The 17,787-nt window shown below is 59.5% G+C and carries 18 protein-coding genes; 10 read left to right on the top strand and 8 right to left on the bottom strand.

Annotated features, from left to right (window positions below; genetic code table 11):
- The 3 genes from BSF44_RS15865 to BSF44_RS15855 form a co-directional block, all read right to left on the bottom strand.
- Complete coding sequence (locus BSF44_RS15865; protein WP_095944304.1) at positions 1-2,544, bottom strand: LuxR C-terminal-related transcriptional regulator; 2,544 nt, start codon at positions 2,542-2,544, stop codon at positions 1-3.
- A gap of 141 nt (positions 2,545-2,685) precedes the next feature.
- Positions 2,686-4,056, bottom strand: a complete 1,371-nt coding sequence (locus tag BSF44_RS15860) for a DUF1329 domain-containing protein (RefSeq protein WP_095944303.1) — start codon at positions 4,054-4,056, stop codon at positions 2,686-2,688.
- Positions 4,057-4,079: 23 nt separating this feature from the next.
- On the bottom strand, positions 4,080-5,873 hold the full coding sequence (locus BSF44_RS15855) for a DUF1302 domain-containing protein (RefSeq protein WP_095944302.1): 1,794 nt from the start codon (positions 5,871-5,873) through the stop codon (positions 4,080-4,082).
- Between the two features lie 565 nt (positions 5,874-6,438).
- Between BSF44_RS15855 and BSF44_RS15850 the strand changes: the two genes are divergently transcribed.
- Positions 6,439-7,218: an N-acetylmuramoyl-L-alanine amidase gene (locus tag BSF44_RS15850; RefSeq protein ID WP_095944301.1), complete on the top strand. Its 780-nt coding sequence runs from the start codon at positions 6,439-6,441 to the stop codon at positions 7,216-7,218.
- A 51-nt stretch (positions 7,219-7,269) separates the two neighbouring features.
- Here BSF44_RS15850 and BSF44_RS15845 read toward each other — a convergent pair whose 3' ends face one another.
- The 4 genes from BSF44_RS15845 to BSF44_RS15830 form a co-directional block, all read right to left on the bottom strand.
- A complete protein-coding gene (locus tag BSF44_RS15845) occupies positions 7,270-8,181 on the bottom strand; it encodes an SDR family oxidoreductase (protein ID WP_095944300.1) in 912 nt (303 codons plus the stop codon).
- Positions 8,182-8,352: 171 nt separating this feature from the next.
- Positions 8,353-9,255 carry an alpha/beta fold hydrolase gene (locus BSF44_RS15840; protein ID WP_095944299.1) on the bottom strand — a complete coding sequence of 301 codons (903 nt, stop codon included), beginning with the start codon at positions 9,253-9,255 and terminating at the stop codon, positions 8,353-8,355.
- Positions 9,255-10,037, bottom strand: a complete 783-nt coding sequence (locus BSF44_RS15835) for a class II aldolase/adducin family protein (RefSeq protein WP_095944298.1) — start codon at positions 10,035-10,037, stop codon at positions 9,255-9,257. The genes BSF44_RS15840 and BSF44_RS15835 overlap by 1 nt, the downstream gene beginning before the upstream one ends.
- A 225-nt stretch (positions 10,038-10,262) precedes the next feature.
- Positions 10,263-10,718: a flavodoxin gene (locus BSF44_RS15830; protein ID WP_095944297.1), complete on the bottom strand. Its 456-nt coding sequence runs from the start codon at positions 10,716-10,718 to the stop codon at positions 10,263-10,265.
- Positions 10,719-10,820: 102 nt separating this feature from the next.
- Here BSF44_RS15830 and BSF44_RS15825 point away from each other — a divergent pair, with 102 nt between their 5' ends.
- Both BSF44_RS15825 and BSF44_RS15820 read left to right on the top strand, forming a co-directional pair.
- On the top strand, positions 10,821-11,297 hold the full coding sequence (locus BSF44_RS15825; RefSeq protein ID WP_095944296.1) for a PAS domain-containing protein: 477 nt from the start codon (positions 10,821-10,823) through the stop codon (positions 11,295-11,297).
- Positions 11,298-11,351: 54 nt separating this feature from the next.
- On the top strand, positions 11,352-11,957 hold the full coding sequence (locus BSF44_RS15820; RefSeq protein WP_095944295.1) for a hypothetical protein: 606 nt from the start codon (positions 11,352-11,354) through the stop codon (positions 11,955-11,957).
- A gap of 3 nt (positions 11,958-11,960) precedes the next feature.
- Here BSF44_RS15820 and BSF44_RS15815 read toward each other — a convergent pair whose 3' ends face one another.
- Positions 11,961-12,920 carry a MerR family transcriptional regulator gene (locus BSF44_RS15815; RefSeq protein WP_095944294.1) on the bottom strand — a complete coding sequence of 320 codons (960 nt, stop codon included), beginning with the start codon at positions 12,918-12,920 and terminating at the stop codon, positions 11,961-11,963.
- A 223-nt stretch (positions 12,921-13,143) separates the two neighbouring features.
- On the opposite strand from BSF44_RS15815, the gene BSF44_RS15810 reads away from it, so the two are divergent.
- The 7 genes from BSF44_RS15810 to BSF44_RS15780 all read left to right on the top strand — a co-directional run bounded on the left by BSF44_RS15810 (position 13,144) and on the right by BSF44_RS15780 (position 17,676).
- Complete coding sequence (locus BSF44_RS15810) at positions 13,144-13,713, top strand: antibiotic biosynthesis monooxygenase (RefSeq protein ID WP_095944293.1); 570 nt, start codon at positions 13,144-13,146, stop codon at positions 13,711-13,713.
- 81 nt (positions 13,714-13,794) lie between these two features.
- Entirely contained in the window at positions 13,795-14,505 is a 711-nt protein-coding gene (folM, locus tag BSF44_RS15805) for a dihydromonapterin reductase (RefSeq protein ID WP_095944292.1), read from the top strand.
- A gap of 20 nt (positions 14,506-14,525) precedes the next feature.
- Positions 14,526-15,101, top strand: coding sequence for a GTP cyclohydrolase I FolE (gene folE / locus BSF44_RS15800; RefSeq protein WP_095944291.1), 576 nt, complete (start codon positions 14,526-14,528; stop codon positions 15,099-15,101).
- Between the two features lie 2 nt (positions 15,102-15,103).
- A complete protein-coding gene (folX, locus tag BSF44_RS15795) occupies positions 15,104-15,475 on the top strand; it encodes a dihydroneopterin triphosphate 2'-epimerase (protein WP_008046220.1) in 372 nt (123 codons plus the stop codon).
- Between the two features lie 96 nt (positions 15,476-15,571).
- Positions 15,572-15,868: a DUF1244 domain-containing protein gene (locus tag BSF44_RS15790; protein WP_046040093.1), complete on the top strand. Its 297-nt coding sequence runs from the start codon at positions 15,572-15,574 to the stop codon at positions 15,866-15,868.
- Positions 15,861-16,199 carry a HopJ type III effector protein gene (locus tag BSF44_RS15785; protein WP_095944290.1) on the top strand — a complete coding sequence of 113 codons (339 nt, stop codon included), beginning with the start codon at positions 15,861-15,863 and terminating at the stop codon, positions 16,197-16,199. The genes BSF44_RS15790 and BSF44_RS15785 overlap by 8 nt, the downstream gene beginning before the upstream one ends.
- 226 nt (positions 16,200-16,425) lie before the next feature.
- On the top strand, positions 16,426-17,676 hold the full coding sequence (locus BSF44_RS15780) for an aspartate aminotransferase family protein (RefSeq protein ID WP_095944289.1): 1,251 nt from the start codon (positions 16,426-16,428) through the stop codon (positions 17,674-17,676).
- Positions 17,677-17,787 lie beyond the last annotated feature (111 nt).

The raw sequence follows: 17,787 nt of genomic DNA, 5'->3' as shown, positions 1-17,787 counted from the left end.
TCAGGCGAGCAGGATCAGGCCCAACTTCTTGCCCATCGCCACCGCTTGCGTGCGACGTTCAACCCCCAATTTGCTATGGATTCTCCGGGCATGGGTTTTCACCGTATGCAGCGAAATGAATAGCTGCTCGGCAATTTGCTGATTGGAATTACCCTGGGCAATCAGGCCGAGCACTTCCAGCTCCCGACAACTCAGCAGGTTGGCATCAAGGGCGAGCGCGGTCACCGCCTCCTCCCCTTGTAAACGACAGATCAGGTTCGGCTGGCGCAAGTTCAAATCACGCAATGCCTGTTGCCCCTGACAACGCTTGACCAACGCCAGACCGGCCTCCAGTGCTGCGTGGGCCATGTCCGGCTTCCCCGTCAGGTCCGCCACTTCGCAGATGGCCAATTGCAGCTCCGTTTCCAGCACCAGCATGGCGTGTTGTTGCGCATGTTCGAGTAACGCCCTGAGTCTATCCAGTGGATGTTGCACCAGTTGCAGTTGAGTCTCGGCCAATACCAACTGGTATTCGATACGTGCAATCAGCTGCAGCGTGGCCGGCGGTGCCTGGCGCGCGTGGGTCCCGCGGTAATGTCGCAAGACCCGGGTCAGCGCTTCCCGGGCCAACTCCGGGCGCCCTTGTTGCAGCCAGAAATGACTGCTGATTTGCAGCAACACGCCGCGATACACCGTGTCGGGGATCTGCCGTTGCTGCATCAACCGTTCAGCCTCGCGCAGGCGATCAAACGCGTGGGCATAGTCGCGTTGATTGGCCGCCAGTTGCGCCTGCCCGAGAAACCCGTACAGCACATGCTTGTCCTGACCGTGAAGACAGTCATCAAGGCCCGCCTGGAAGCACTCACCGGCCAATTCATCCTGGCCCTGGCACAAGGCCAACCGTCCACGTCGCAGGGCGATTCGTCCCAGCAGCGGCGTCGGTCGATCAGCCTGCCGTCCGAGCATTTCATGGATGTCGGCCAGCAGTTGCCCGGCTCGCCGGGGGGCACCACGCTGCTCCAGCAACTGCGCATGATCGAGTTCGAGCAAGCCTTCAAACAGCAACGAGCCTTGTGCCCGTGCCAGGCACAGGGCGTCACGATTGAAGGTCTGGGCGGCATCGAGGTCGGCGTTGAGCAGCGCTTGCTGGGTCAACCCGGACAGACACAGTAATCGTGCAGGCCACGCCTCGGCGTCCAGCCCGTCCAGCGCCTCGATAAAATGCGCCCGTGCCGCCGGCTGGCGTCCCTGCAAATGCAGCAACCACCCCTGTTGCGCCTGCCACCGTGCCAGCAATTGCCGTTGCAAGCATGCCGTCGGTTGCGGGGCAAATCGGGACAACTGCCCAATGCAGGCGGCCGCCTGCTCGAATCGCCCGGCAAACAGCAACGCCGCGGTGATCAACCCCACCCGTTGTGGCGTGCCCAGGGTCAGCTGTTCACCCAGCTGCTCGTGCAGCTCGAGTAACCAGCTGACGTTCTGTCGCTTGAACAGATGCTCAAAACTGAAGTGTTGCATCAGGCTGACCGCGACTTCGTGTTCTTGCGCCAGCAATGCCTGCTCGAAGGCGCCCTGCCAGTCTTCCTCGGCGCTGAACCATTGGCACGCGCGGCGATGCCAGGATCGCCCGGCCGAGGTCGGCTCTTCACGCATCTCCCGGGCCAGTGGCTCGAAGATCCGCAACCACTCGACGGAGTCTTCCCAGGGTTCAATGAAGCAGCCCATATCCTGCAACACCTGCAGCCACTGCGCGCCCTCCCCCGGACCGAAAAGATGCTCGCACAGGCTGGCGTTGAAGCGTGGCAGATGCACCAACACCTTCCAGACCTCGACCAACTCCGATGGCAAGGTGTTGAACAACTCGTGTTGCAGATAATCGAGCAATGTTGCCGAACGCCCCTGCTCACCCGACCACGGACAACCATTGAGCAACGCGATACGTACGCCAGCGCACCAGCCACCGCTGCGCTGAACCATCCTTTTGGCGGTTTGTGCCGCCAGGGTCGGCTCGACATGACCGAGCAACTGTCTGACCTCGGCCTCGGTAAAGGCCAGCGTCCGGGCTTCGCACTCGTACAACTCATCATCGAGCAGCAGCCGCGGCCAGTTGCAGGGTGGTCGTCGACGGGAGCTCAGCCACCAGGTCAGCGCCGGGCTGGCGACGGCCAACAGGCGATCAAGCATCCGGTCGAGTTCCGGATTGGGTGCTCGGCTGTAATCATCGAGAAACAGCCAGGTCGGCGCCTGCAATCGGGCCAGATGCGCCAGCAGTCCGGGCTCATCCGTCGAGGGCAGACCCAGGGCTTGCGTCAGGCGCAACAAAAAATCGGCTGCACTCAACGACGCCCCCGCCAGCGGCAGCCAACAAACCCGAGTGTGCTCCGGCGCCCGCAGCAGGCATTCGGTGAGTAATGCGCTCTTGCCACTACCGGCCGGTGCGCAAAGCAATTTCACCCGCGCGGTCGAGACCAGCATGGGCTCGATCAGCCGCTCGCGGGACAGGTGATGGGACGACAGTCGGGGCAGGAAGCCAGGGCGGTCCAGACAGTGCGTCATTGCAGTCATTGTGATGCGCCTTTTTTATAATTCTGGCGCCACCCTAGCCCCCTCCCGAGCGCTTGTTGAAGAAGTATTCAACACACTGATCGACTGCTATAAAAAAGGTGACCGCAAAGTCACCCTTTTGTGTAGGAGCCTGTAGGAAACCTACCTGACCCCCGTACTACGCAAGGCTGCAGGCGTGTAGTCCCCCGCTTTCGCATCGATGTTGAATTCGAAGCTGCGCTTCTCCTCGTTCTTCATTCCCAGGGCGATATAGCGGCCGGCAATCAGGTCATACAGCGCTTCGACGGTATAGGCCGGGACCTGGTGATCGTAGTAGAACTGGGCATGCCCTTCGGCGACGCGCCAGAGCTGGCCCCGCCCGTCGTAGTGGTCGGCCAGCGCCACTTGCCAGCTGTCTTCGTCGATGTACATGTGGCGCTTGGCGTACACGTGCCGCTCGTTCGGCTTGACCGTGGCGACGACCTCCCAGACCCGGTGCAGCTCGTAGCGGGTCAGATCCTGATTGATGTGCCCGGCCTTGATCACATCGGTGTACTTGAGGTCGGGCGAGTCGAGCTTGTAGCTGTTGTAGGGGATGTACATCTCTTTTTTGCCGATCAGTTTCCAGTCGTAACGATCCGGTGCACCGGAAAACATATCGAAGTTGTCGGTGGTGCGCAGGCCGTCGGACGAGGTGCCGACGCCGTCATAAGCGACCTGGGGCGCACGCCGTACCCGGCGCTGGCCGGCGTTGTAGATCCAGGCCTTGCGCGGTTCCTTGACCTGGTCGAGGGTCTCGTGGACCAGCAACACGTTACCCGCCAGCCGCGCCGGCGCGGTCACTTCCTGCTTGAAGTAGTTGAGGACGTTATCGTCGCTGCCCGGTTTCAGATCGCTGAGCAACGACGGCACGGCGACCTCGTCCTTGAAGCGGATCACGGTGAAGTCGCCATTGGACTGCGGTGTCGCCTGGGTGACGGTGCGGCGCAGATTGCCGCCGTGGTAGCGAGTGACGTGGTTCCAGATCACTTCCACGCCATTCTTCGGAATCGGGAATGCGTAGTAGCGATTGCCGGTGAAGTTGGCCAGACCGTTACCGTCATTGATCGGTGTTACGTTCAGCGCGCTGCGTTTGGCCGACTCATAGATTTCGGCCGGTAACGCAACGGTGCGATGGGTGGGATAGACCGGAATTTTGTAGGTCTGCGGATAGCGCTTGAACATCGCGATCTGGCCGTCGGAGAGCTTGTCCTTGTACTTGTCGACGTTCGCCGCGGTGATCACGAACAGGGGCTTTTCGTTGGCGAAGGGGTCGGCCAGGAAACCTTTGCTGTCCACCGCGCCAGCGTTTTTCGGGATGCCGCCGGTCCAGGCCGGAATCGAGCCATCGGCATTGCCGGCCTTCTCGGCACCGAGCGGTGTAAGACTGGAGCCAAGCTTGCCGGCTTCTTCCGGCGACACCGCGGCCATCACGTTGGCGGCCAGCAGACTCAGGGCCAGAACGGTGCCCAATTGCAGAATCATCTTGCGCATTGAAATCATCCTTTTCAGCCAGATCAGAAGTTCACACCAAAGCTCAACGCCACGAAGTCACGGTCGGTGAGGACGTTGTAGTCGCCGCCGAAAAAGTCGGTGTAACTGAGGCTCGCGGTGTAGGTGTTGCGATAGTCCGCATCGACACCGAGGCTGATGGCCTTGGCGCCTTCGTTGAACAGACCGTTGGGGCCGAAGCCTGCGACGTCGTGTGACCACGAAAGGTTGGGCCTGACGTTGATCCCGGCGATGAGGTTGTTGTAGTCAAGGATGGCCCGGCCGCGATATCCCCATGAAGTCGAAGTCACGAAGCCGTCGGTATCGCCGCCGAAACCATACTGGCCATACACCGAGTCGCGGCCGTAACGCAGTTTGCTGCGCGACTCCAGACCACCGACCCGGACCACCGCCGCCTCACCCACCAGAGTCAGGCGATCCGCACCCGCGACCTGATCGATGAAGTGCGTCAGGGTGCTCTGGATCTGTGTCACTTCCTTGCGGCGATAACCTGTGTTGTCAGCCCCGGGTGACGTGGCGATGGGCGATGCCGCACCGCCCGCGATCGGATTGAGCATGGCCAGGGTCAGGTCATTGGTGTTGACCTGCACCGGAAGGTTGGGGCGGTAGCTGATTTCCCCGCTCCACGCGGTGCCGGTGGATAAGGTGGTGGCGAAGCTCGCGCCGTAGAGGCGGATGTCTTCCGGGTATTCGAGGTAATACTGGCCGCGACCGAGCATCACGCTTTGGGCCAGGCCCGAACCGCTACCGGGCGCGATACGGTTGGCGGTGGCAACGATCCCCGGAATGCTCGCCAGCGTACCGGGGCCGGCGGTGGTGGTCCCGACATTCGGCGAACGGCTGTGATAGTTCATAAAGTACAGGCCGTACTCGGTATCGTCCCCCAACCAGCGCAACGCCGTACCCCACTGTCCCGAATCCCGGGCATCGCGGTCACCGCCACGGGGGACGATCACCCCCTCCTTGCTGACCTCGAAGCCCTGGCCGAAGGCAGCCGCAATCGGCTGCAAGGGTGCAATGGCCGGGTTGGCCACGGTGTAACCCTTGTTGCAACCATCCGCCACCACATCGACACCAAAGAAAGTGCCGCAGTTATCGACGACCGTCTGGTCCCATTCCAGTTGATAGAAGCCTTCCACGGTCAACTTCTCCGTCAGGCCCTGGGAGGCGAACAGCATGTTGACCGGGATCAGGCCTTCCTTGATCTCGGCGCCAGGACGACGGAACGCGGACACGTCGACCGGATTGATGCTGTTGATCGAGTTGCCGATAAAGGTGCTCTCGCCCCAACTGACCACCTGCTTGCCGGCGCGGACCGTGCCCGGCAAATCGGCGAGGGAGTAATTGTGATAGACGAAAGCGTCGAGGATTTGTCCGCCTGAAGACTTGGCGCCTTCTTTGCGGTTGTGATCGCTGATGTCCTTGAATGGGCGACCTTCATCCTTGAGTTCAAAGTCGTACCAGTACTTGCCACGCACAAACGCACCGGTGTCGCCGTACTTCAGTTCGAGGTCGTGAATCCCCTTGAAGATCTTCGAGAAGGTTTCACCCTTCTTGAAATTCAATCGCCCGTCGTCGCCGGTCGAAGACTGGCCGGAACCGCCGTTGACGGCGCCTACCAGCGCGCTATCCGCATCACGCATGCCCCAGCTCGCGCCGACCGACAGCGAGGAGTCGAACGTCCCCTCGATTTCCCCGATATTGAACGAAATGGCCTGCGCCTGGGCGCAGCAACCCAAGGCGACCGCAGCCGCCAGCGCCTGTGGTGTGAAGATGGCGCGCATTGTTGTTTTTGTCATGCGTCTTCCCCGGTGAGTGACAGAAGGCCTCACCCTACTGCCGGGCATCGGGGTCGATAAGCGCACCAAGGAGGTATTCGTGGTGTACCTCTAAAGGATGACAGGCGCAGACGACGAGCAGCCGAATCCTGACTGTTGCCGGGGCTGCAACAGTGCATGTCCGTAATTGGTATTTTTCCCACGACACCAAGGGTCTATTCTTACCTGGCTGTCACGGTAAACCACCGCAGGCACCCTGTACCGGCCTGCGTCTTGACTGAAAGATTTCAGATGAATTGAAGATTCGGTTCATCGCCCCGTGTTCACTGACGTTGATTTGTAGCTCCTGATCCAACGTCTTACTTTGGCCGCTGCGTTTGCAGCGGCCTTTTTTATAGGCGATGGTTTACCGAAAATTAGTTACGAATCAAATCGTAACTACATATTCAACATCACCATCTTGTCAGGAACACCTATACACGTTTTCATCAGCACCAAAAACACTCTAACGACTTAAGATCCTTCGCAGCAGCCTTTCACTTTGCATTGGCCGCCGACTCCAATCTTGTTCATTACGAGTATTAATATGAAACCCATTATCTATGATAAGTATCGCTCAACTGCAGGCTTCAACAGCCGCGTACGCTTTCTGGTTCTGCACTACACCGCGGCCGACTTTGCCCATTCCGTCGAGTTATTGACCGGCCCGCAGGTCAGTTCTCACTATTTGATTCCAGACATTACCGACCCGAGTTATCTGAAAGCTGGTTACACGGAGCAGGAAGTATTCAACCTGGTAGATGAAAACGCTCGCGCCTGGCATGCAGGCGTGAGCCAGTGGGGCAGTCGCTCGTCGCTGAATGACACTTCCCTTGGCATTGAAATCGTCAACCTTGCAACGGACAATAATGGTGAGTTCTTTTTTCCGCCTTATCATCCCGAGCAGATTTCAGCGATTGAAGCGCTGGCTCTGAATATTCTGGCACGCTACCCAGATATCAACCCCACTAATGTTGTAGGTCACTCCGACATCTCGATCGGCAACAAAAGCGATCCCGGCCCGGAGTTTCCCTGGCATACACTTTACTTGAAGGGCGTTGGGGCTTGGTTTGATGAGTCGACCCGAGACAAGTATCTGATGCAATACGCAGCGTCCGGAATTCCGGCGCAGTGCGAATTATTGAGGTTATTTAAACGTTATGGCTACGATACATCCAACGCCTCAAACAAGGCTGGATTCAAAGCCCTTGTCCGCGCGTTTCAACTGCACTTTCGCCAGGATAATTACGATGGGGTAATAGACGCGCAGACCGCCGCAAACCTAGCTGCGTTGGTACATAAATACTTCCCTGAATCACCTATGTGATCCGTCATTGAAAAACTGACAAGAGCACATTGCGTGCCCTTGTCAGTGCTGTTAAATCGAATACTTCTGCAAATTCCCCATCATTTCCTTCAGCGCTTCGATATTGTCCTTCGGATGCGCCGCGCCTTCGAAGTCGCAAATCTGCTGCCAGTGCGCCGCCACGTCTTCCGGGGAGAAACCGGCCCGTGGATCGAACCCGATGCCTAGGCTGCGCTCCCAGCGGACCTTGCCCATCCAGCCGCCGCCGACTTCAAACAGACCGGAGGTTTCCTGGCAGTTCTCGCTGGCCAGGTACACCACCAGCGGACTGACCAGTTCCGGTTTGAGCTGTTCGAAGACTTGCGGCGGGATCAGGCCTTCGGTCATGCGCGTGCCGCCGGTGGGGGCAATGGCGTTGACCAGGATGTTGTTCTTGCGGCCTTCGATGGCCAGGGTGCGGGTCAGGCCATAGAGACCGAGCTTGGCCATGCCGTAGTTGGACTGGCCGAAGTTGCCATAGATGCCCGAAGTCGACGCGGTGAAAATCACCCGGCCGTAGTTTTGCTCGCGCATGTGCGGCCAGGCGGCGCGGGTGACTTTGTAGGCACCTTCGACGTGGACGCGGTAAACCAGGTCCCAGTCGGCGTCATCCATTTTGTGGAAGGTCTTGTCACGCAGGATCCCGGCGTTGTTGACCACAACGTCGACGCGACCGAAGACGTCCAGGGCATGCTGGACCAGTTTGTCACCGTCAGTGACCGAGTCGTGGTTGGCTTCGGCAATGCCGCCGGCCTCACGGATCTGCGCGACCACACGGTCGGCAGCCGAGGCATTGGCGCCTTCGCCCTGGGCCGAGCCGCCAAGATCGTTGACCAGCACTTTGGCGCCCTGTTTGGCGAACAGCAATGCATGCGTCCGTCCCAGGCCACCACCGGCTCCGGTGATGATCACGACTTTATCTTCGAAGCGCACAGACTCATTCATGGGGGGACTCCAGCAGGCCAGGGGACAGTGAGTCCGAGTTTCAGGCACGGCGCAGTGGGTCACAATGAATACGGGGGAGGCTGAATGGTGCGCGATAAGGCTGGGGGATGATGATCGCGTCGAACAGGATGACGCGATCCCACAGAAGCAGAACAGGTTCAACGCTGCGAATCAGGAACACGCCATTTTGCGCGGCGGCGACAGCAGTTGATCGCGAAACGCCAGATAGTGCTTGAGCACCTCGCAAGGGGCCTCGATCTGCGGGTAGTGGCCAATGTCGGGCAACACCACCGTGTCCGCATCCGGGATCAGCTCCCGATAACGCTCGACCATGTGCACGCCGGAGACCGGATCGACCCCGCCATCGATCACTCGCAGCGGCACTTCACCGCGTTGCATCGCACTCACCCAGCGGTCGCGCCAGACGCGTCGCTCCGGGATGTAGGTGATCAGTTTGTGCATGATCCGTGGCCCGCGCTGGCTTTCGACCAGGCTCCAGAAGTCATCCATCTGGCTTTCACTGGGACGGGTTTGCGGACCGAAAATTTGCCGAAAGCTTCTTACCAGACCATCACGACTGAAGGCGCGGCCAATCATCCAGCCCAAAGGGCTGAGCAAGAGCTTTTGCATCAGTACCGGGCGGTGGGTTTCCGCAAACAGCCCGCCGTTGAGAAACACGCAACTGGCCAGCTCCACCCGCGACTCGTAATGCCGGGCCAGCAGTTCCTGGGCCACGCTGTCGCCGTAATCGTGGGCGAGCAGGTGCACTGGTTGCTCGACATTCAGGTGTTCGAGCAGTGCCTGTTGCAGATCCGCTTGCTCCAGCAGGCTGTATTCGTGATTTACCGGTTTTGCCGAATCGCCGAAGCCCAGCATGTCGCAGGCGATCACGCGAAAGCGCTGGGCCAATGGCTGCCACAGGTAATGCCAGTCCCAACTGGCGGACGGAAAGCCGTGAATGAGCAACAACGGCTCACCCTGCCCTGCTGTCCAGTAACGGATGCTCTGGCTACGAAACACGAACGTCTGGCTGCGTCTGCGCCAGACACACAGGGGGATCTCGGCGAGTTCCATTAGAGTTTATAACCCGGGTCCAGTTTATCGAGTTTGCGCAGCAGCGCCGGCCAGGCCAGCGCTCCGCCCATTCCTTGAGCACTTCGGGTGACACCCGCGATCATGGCTTTGGCACCGGCCAGAATCTGCGGTTCGATGGTGATCAGTTCAGCGGCACCGTTTTGCGCCATGACCTGGATGTCGCAGGCACGCTGAAAGGTGAACATCATCAGGAACGTATCGGCGATGGTGCTGCCGCAGGTCAGCAGACCGTGGTTATGCAACATCAGGAAATTGTTTTCACCGAGGTCGGCCTGTAGCCGCTCTTTCTCTTCATGGTTGAGCGCCACGCCTTCATAGGCGTGGTAGGCCAGGCTGGAAAGCACGAACAACGACTGTTGGCTGATCGGCAGAACGCCCTGCTTCTGCGCCGACACCGCAACTCCCGAAGCCGTATGGGTATGGAGCACGCAGACGACATCGTGGCGGACTTCATGCACGGCACTGTGGATGGTGTAACCCGCCGGATTGATCTCGTAGGGACTGTCCATCAGCTTGTGGCCGGCCTGATCCACCTTGACCAGGCTTGACGCGGTCATTTCGTGAAACATCAACCCGAACGGGTTGATCAGGAAATCTTCGGTGCCGGGCACCTTGGCGGAGATATGGGTGAAGATCAGGTCATCCCAGCCATGTTGGGCGACCAGGCGATAACAGGCTGCCAGGTCGACGCGGGTCTGCCATTCGGCAGCACTGACCTGGTCTTTGACACTGGGTGGCGATTGGAAGGGAGCGACGGTCACGGCAAGAAGCCTCGGTGTTTTTATTATGGAGTGTTTCCTATGCTCACCGAGTCTAGTCAGCCCTTGTGGTTCGTGTAGTTGCATTGGCAGCCAGCTTGATGGCCCAGCGAGTCAGTCGCCCTGCTGCCCTGGATCCATGTCAAATGACCGGCGCCGGCAAAGGTCTGACAGGCACCTTTAAGCGCACTGTCAGAACCCTGACCGGCATGTGGGTCGGGGCAACGCTCAGTCGCGCAGTGCGCTGATCAGGTCCGCCAGCCAAGGCTCGGCGTCCGTCTCGGGGGTCACGCTCTCGCTGGCATCCAGGCGCAGCATCGGCAGTACTTCGCGGATGCCCAGCTCACCGAACAATTCGCGCATCTGCTCGCCGCCGCCACAAAAAGTATCGCCATAGCTCGCATCACCCAGCCCGATCACCGCGCCCGGCAAACCGCGCCAGGCCGCTGGCAATTGGTCACGAATGGTCGAATACAGCGGTTGCAGGTTGTCCGGCAGCTCACCCATGCCGGTGGTCGAGGTCACCGCCAGAAAGGCTTCGGGGCCAAACGCCAGGACGTCGGCGAGGGTCGCACGGGGGTTGTGCCAGGTTTCGAACCCGGCGGCTTTCAACAGGCTGGCGGCGTGGCGGGCAACTTCTTCGGCCGTGCCGTACACCGAGCCGGAAATGATGGCGACTTTCATCAATCTGATCCTGAATCCGAGTAAAAGACCGGGATATTAACAGCACGGTCGTGATAGTTCTTTTAGAATGCAATCGACAATCAATCAGGAAAGGATACTCCGATGATTAATGCACAACTGCTGCAAATGGTAATCAACGCCTCCAATGACGGTATCGTGATTGCCGAAAAGGAAGGCGAACAGGACAAGATCCTCATTTACGTCAACCCCGCGTTCGAACGCCTGACGGGGTACTCCAGTGAAGAAATCCTCTATCAGGATTGTCGCTTCCTGCAGTCGGGGGACCGCGATCAGCAAGCCCTGCCGTTGATTCGCGATGCATTGAACCGCGAAGGATCCTGCCGGGAAATACTGCGCAACTACCGCAAGGACGGCACACCGTTCTGGAACGAGCTGTCCCTTTCAACGGTAAAAAATCCGGCGGACGGACAAACCTATTTTGTCGGTGTGCAGAAAGACGTCACCATACAGGTCAAGGCGCAACAGCGCGTGGCACAGCTGGAGGCGCAGTTGGCTGAACTCCAGGCCGAGCTTGCCGCGCTCAAGGCGACGAACGGCGAAAACGAAACCCGGAATTAATGGTCAGTAACTACAATCACCAATAACTTTGTAACTATACCTTTCGAGCTGGCCATGCAACGCGATGCGCTCCTGACCCAGGATGAGCTGGATTTCATCCAGACCATGCAACACAACCCGCAACTCAATGTGCGGGACGCGACGTCGAGCCTGCTCGTCAACGGCGGGTCGCAGATCCGTGACCTGCTCACCCGCCTGGCGGCCCATGAGCAGGTCACCATTCAAGCCAGCTTCGAAAACCAGCAAATGACCTTCCCCCTGCACCTGGTGGAAGACGAGTTCCATGCGCTGCATTTGCGTCTCGGCGTACCGAGCATCTATGAAGACGGGCCGATGGTCCGGCCTTGGCGCTTGGTACTGGACGAACCGGTAGCCCTGGAAAACGCCAAGGGTCAACCCGGCACCCTGTGGGTACACGAAGTGTCGTGCAAAGGGGTTTTGCTGGAAGCTCGCAACAAGACCAAACCGCCGAAGCATTTCGCCTTGTGGTTCAGTCCTTCAGGCTATGAGCGGATAGCCTTGCGCGGCACCTTCGAGAAAGAAAACGAAAAGGGCTTCTACGCCTATCAACTGAACCAGAGCGATACGGACGAAACCGAGCGTCTGCGCCAGTTCATCCTGCAACAGCATCGTTTGACTCATCCAACGCTGCATCTCTGAACTTCAAGTATCCAGAGTACCCGCCAGGAACTGCTTCAGACGCTGGCTCATGACCTCCCCTTCACTGCCCAGGCAACCGATCGATGACCCGGCCAGGCTTTCCTGTGCCAGGTCAGAAGCATCGCCGGCCAACAACAACCGACACTCCAGACTCATGGCCAGGCGATTCATGCGCCGCGGCAACTCGGGAGCCGGCACGTGATTGGAAAACAGCACCAGTGCCAAGGGCTTGATCCTTTCACACATCAGCACCAATTCCTCGAATGGCTGGCCCATGTTCAGTACGCGAACGGCCGATGGCCCGGAACTCAGGAACAGGGCGGCGACCAGCAGTTCCAGTTCCCGGCAATTGCCATCCAGGGCACAGATGACCACGCGGCGCGGCTGTTTTTCGCGCATCAACAACAGACGCTGCACCACCCGGGAACGCAGAAAACCATCCAGGAACAGCCACTCGCTGGTTCCACCGAACTGGTCCTGGCGTTGCAATAATTGTTTCCAGATGGGGATCAGAATGTCCTGGAACACCACTGGCAAGGAATAACTGGAAAAGATTTGCCCGTAGACCTGCTCCAGCCGAATGTCGTCAAACCCGTTGACCGCAGCAAGCACCTGCTGCCGCCACTGCGCGTAATCGGCTTCCACAAGGCTGTTGGGGATGATGTGCGACAACGGCTGGAGCGGCTCGGCCCTGGCCAGGAGCTTGCCGATCTTGCTGACGGCAACCCCACGCTCGATCCAGCCGAGGATACTTTGGACACGCTCGATATCGGACATCGAATACAGGCGATGCCCACTATCGGTGCGTGTGGGAACAATCAGGCCATATCGTCGCTCCCAGGCTCGAAGCGTGACCGGATTGACACCTGTCAGTCGCGCCACCTCGCGAATGGGGAAGAGTTCTTCCTGTTCGAGAGCGACGGCCTGCGTGGAGCCTGAAGCGACGTCTGTAATTACGGGCATCCTGTTGAAACATCTCTGTATCGTCCGAGCTTTATTCTAACGCCCCTACCCCGTAAAGTTTCCGTAAAAAATCGATACCGCGAATGAGCGGATAAACGTCACACACACCACGGGCGGAATCAGGAATAATCCTTGCTTGTTTCGAGTCACAGCCCACCACCCCAGCGCTGTGCCTGGCGAAGTTCCTATCCGGAGCGACGCAAATGCCTTACGGAGATACACAATGTCTACCCCTCCCGTCACGCTGATGGTTGCTCGCCGCGTTGCCAATGGACGTTACCAGGACCTGATTGCCTGGCTGCGCGAAGGCGAACAACTGGCCACCGATTTTCCCGGTTATCTCGGCTCCGGTGTGCTCGCTCCACCGCCCGAGGACGACGAATTCCAGATCATTTTCCGCTTCGCCGACGAGCAGACCCTGCACGCCTGGGAGCATTCGGCCTCGCGCACTGCCTGGCTGGCACGTGGCAGCGACCTGTTCGCCAACCCGACAGAGCACCGGGTCAGCGGCATCGAGGGCTGGTTCGGCGCCGTCGGTCAACGCCCGCCGCGCTGGAAGCAGGCCGTGGCGATCTGGCTGGCGTTCTTTCCGGTCTCGCTGCTGTTCAACTTTGTGCTGGGGCCGCTGATGAGTGACATGAGCCTGCTGCCGCGGGTGTTCATCAGCACACTGTGCCTGACACCGCTGATGGTGTATTTGTTCATTCCCCTGTCGACCCGCCTGCTGGCCGGCTGGCTGAACAGCACGCCGATACGCCCATTGCGTGCCGAACCCTCCACTCAGAATCATTGATCCCACAGTTGTTTCCCTCGCAATAGGTAGAGCGCTCCCGTCGCTGGTATAGTTTTGCTCTCACCGCGATGCGAGCCGTTCATGACTTCTTCCGCAGCCCCTGTCCTCATTACCGGTGCCGGCCAGCGTGTCGGCCTGCACTGTGCCCGGCGATTGCTGGAAGATGGCCATCGGGTGATTTTCAGCTACCGCAGCGAGCGCCCCGGCGTACAAGCCTTGCGCGACTTGGGGGCCACCGCGGTGTTCGCGGACTTCGCCAGCGAGGCCGGGATCCTCGCCTTCATCAGCGAACTGAAAACCCACACCGACTGTCTGCGGGCGATTGTCCACAATGCCTCCGAATGGTTGGCCGAAACCCCGGAGACCGACGCCGCGGCATTCACCCGCATGTTCAGCGTGCACATGCTGGCGCCCTACCTGATCAACCTGCATTGCGCCGACCTGCTGCAACGCTCGAGCCCCGCCGACATCGTGCACATCAGCGATGACGTGACACGCAAGGGCAGCAGCAAGCACATCGGCTATTGCGCGAGCAAAGCCGGACTCGACAGCCTGACCCTGTCCTTTGCCGCCAGGTATGCGCCGGCGATCAAGGTCAACGGGATCGCGCCGGCCCTGCTACTGTTCAACCCTGAGGACGACGCGGCCTACCGTGCCAAGGCGCTGGCCAAGTCCGCGCTGGGCATTGAACCCGGCTGCGAAGTGATCTACCAGAGCCTGCGCTATCTGCTCGACAACCCTTATGTCACCGGCACCACCCTGACCGTCAACGGCGGAAGGCACATCAAATAAGTGTCCCGCGAGGATTTTCCATGACGTTATCGCTGCCCCAGAACGCCTTATCCCAGAGCTACCGAGAGATCCTCATCGGTCTCGGTGAAAACCCCGACCGCGAAGGATTGCTCGATACGCCGACGCGCGCAGCCAAAGCCATGCAGTACCTTTGCCATGGTTATGAGCAAAGTGTCGAAGAAATCGTCAATGGCGCGCTGTTCGCCTCCGACAACGATGAAATGGTGATCGTCGACAACATCGAGCTGTACTCGCTTTGCGAACACCACATCCTGCCCTTCATCGGCAAGGCGCATGTGGCTTATATTCCAACCGGCAAGGTGCTGGGCCTGTCGAAGATCGCGCGGCTGGTGGACATGTTCGCCCGGCGCCTGCAGATCCAGGAAAACCTCACCCGGCAAATCGCCGACGCGGTGCAGCAAGTGACCGGCGCGGCAGGCGTCGCAGTGGTCATCGAGGCGCAGCACATGTGCATGATGATGCGCGGCGTCGAGAAACAGAATTCGACCATGAACACCTCGGTGATGCTCGGCGCCTTCCGCGAGTCGAGCAACACCCGCCAGGAGTTCCTGCAATTGATTGGACGGAGCAAGTAGCAATGCCACAACTTCAGCCAGGCATGGCACGCATCCGGGTCAAAGACCTGTGCCTGCGTACCTTCATCGGCATCAACGAGGATGAAATCCTCAACAAGCAGGATGTGCTGATCAACCTCACCATTCTGTACGCAGCCCAGCAAGCGGTACGGGACAACGACATCGATCACGCGTTGAACTACCGGACCATTACCAAGGCGATCATCGCCCATGTGGAAGGCAACCGCTTTGCGCTGCTCGAACGCCTGACCCAGGAAATTCTCGACCTGGTGATGGCCAACGCATCGGTGCTGTACGCAGAGGTCGAGGTCGACAAGCCCCACGCGCTGCGATTCGCCGAGTCGGTATCGATTACGCTTGCAGCGAGCCGCTAGCTTCAAGCCACAAGCGCCAGGCTGTAAACTTGCAGCCACCGCCATCCAACTTGCAGCTTCAAGCGTGCCGTTTGAAGCTGACTCGCAGAGACCGCCATGACCGATCAACAACGCCTGGAACTCGAAGCCGCCGCCTTTCGCCGGCTGGTGGCCCACCTGGACAGCCGCAAGGATGTGCAGAACATCGACCTGATGAACCTCTCGGGTTTTTGCCGCAACTGCCTGTCCAAGTGGTACAAGGCGGCGGCCGACGACCGCCAGATCGAAGTCAGCCTCGACGAAGCCCGCGAAGTGGTTTACGGCATGCCGTACGCCGAATGGAAAGCCCAATATCAGCAAGAAGCCAGCGCCGACCAGCAAGCGGCGTTCGCCAAAGGAAAACCCAATGAGTGATTTGAACACCCTGCGCACCAGCCTCAAAAGCGGCGAACACGCCTTCGCCGACACCCTGGCCTTCATCGCCGCCGGTTACGACTATCAGCCTCAGGCCTTCAACAACGGTGGTGTGGAAAACGCGGCCGGGCAAAACGAAGGCTCGTGCAAGACCCTGGGCCTGGCGCTGCTCGAAGGCTTGAGCGATGAAGAAGCCCTGCTGGCTTTTGGCGAGCATTACCGTTCGGTAGTCGCGACTCATGAAGGTAACGACCATGGCAATATCCGCGCATTGATCGCCCATGGCCTGGCGGGTGTGAAGTTCGCTCAGCAACCACTGACTCGCCGCTGACTCAAATTGTAGGAGCGAGCCTGCTCGCGATGAACCTGAGAGCGCTGCGGGGCATCAGGCACCCCGTGTTATCGTTCACTACCATCGCGAGCAGGCTCGCTCCTACAGACGATCGACAGCACATCCTGACTTTTAAGATTGACCCGGCAACTTTATTTCGTTTGCCGGGTACCGCTGCTCACGGCTTAGATAAAAAGAAGTCCTCCTTCTTCCGAGCCGATCCTCCATGCGCAGCGAAACCATCAGCCAGTCGATCAACATCGTTCACCCTGTCACGCTCAGCCACGGCAAGAATGCCGAGGTCTGGGACACCGATGGCCAGCGCTATATCGACTTTGTCGGTGGCATCGGCGTACTCAACCTCGGCCATTGCCATCCGCGCATCGTCGAGGCCATTCGCGAACAAGCCACCCGGCTGACCCACTACGCGTTCAACGCGGCCCCCCATGTGCCTTACCTCGAGCTGATGGATCGCCTCAGTGCGTTCATGCCGGTGGGTTACCCGGTCAGCGGCATGCTCACCAACAGCGGCGCGGAAGCCGCGGAAAACGCCCTGAAGATCGTCCGTGGCGCCACCGGGCGCACCGCTGTGGTTGCCTTTGACGGCGCCTTCCACGGCCGCACACTGGCCACCCTCAACCTCAATGGAAAAGTCGCGCCGTACAAACAAAAAGTCGGCGTGCTGCCGGGGCCGGTGTTTCACCTGCCCTTCCCCAGCCAGGACAACGGCGTCACCTGTGCCGAGGCCCTCAAAGCCATGGAGCGCCTGTTCAGCGTCGAGATCGATGTCGAAGATGTCGCCTGCTTTATCGTCGAACCGGTGCAGGGCGAAGCAGGCTTTCTGGCCATGGAGGCCGAGTTCGCCCAAGCGCTGCGCAAGTTCTGCGACGACAAGGGCATTGTGCTGATCGCCGATGAAATCCAGTCCGGTTTCGGTCGAACCGGCCAGCGCTTCGCGTTCCCGCGGCTGGGCATCGAACCCGACCTGATCCTGCTCGGCAAAAGCATCGCCGGAGGTGTGCCGCTGGGTGCGGTGGTCGGGCGCAAGTCGCTGCTGGACAACTTGCCCAAGGGCGGACTCGGTGGCACCTATTCCGGCAATCCCATCGCTTGCGCAGCCGCATTGGCGACGCTGGACGAAATGACCGATGCCAACCTGCATGCCTGGGGCGCCCAACAGGAAGAAGCGATTGTCGGCCGCCATGCAACCTGGCGTGCGAACAACCTGACGCCGTACCTGGGACGCCTGACCGGCGTCGGCGCCATGCGTGGTATCGAGTTGATCAATGCCGATGGCTCGCCCGCCCCGGCACAATTGACCCAACTGCTGACCCTGGCGCGGGATGCAGGTTTGCTGTTGATGCCTAGCGGCAAGTCGCGGCACATCATCCGCTTGCTGGCGCCGTTGACCATTGAGGCTGCGGTGTTGGAGGAAGGGTTGGATATTCTTGAAGCCTGCCTTGCAAAACTGACCTGAACACAATTCCTGTAGGAGCGAGCCTGCTCGCGATGGCGATTTTTCATTCAACATTGATGTCGACTGAATCACCGTAATCGCGAGCAGGCTCGCTCCTACAGGGGTTGATGA

The sequence above is a fragment of the Pseudomonas sp. ACN8 genome, from assembly GCF_002303925.1.
GTDB lineage: Bacteria > Pseudomonadota > Gammaproteobacteria > Pseudomonadales > Pseudomonadaceae > Aquipseudomonas.
The sequence above is the reverse complement of the archived record's forward strand: the minus strand, read 5'-3'. Positions and strand labels throughout refer to the sequence as shown.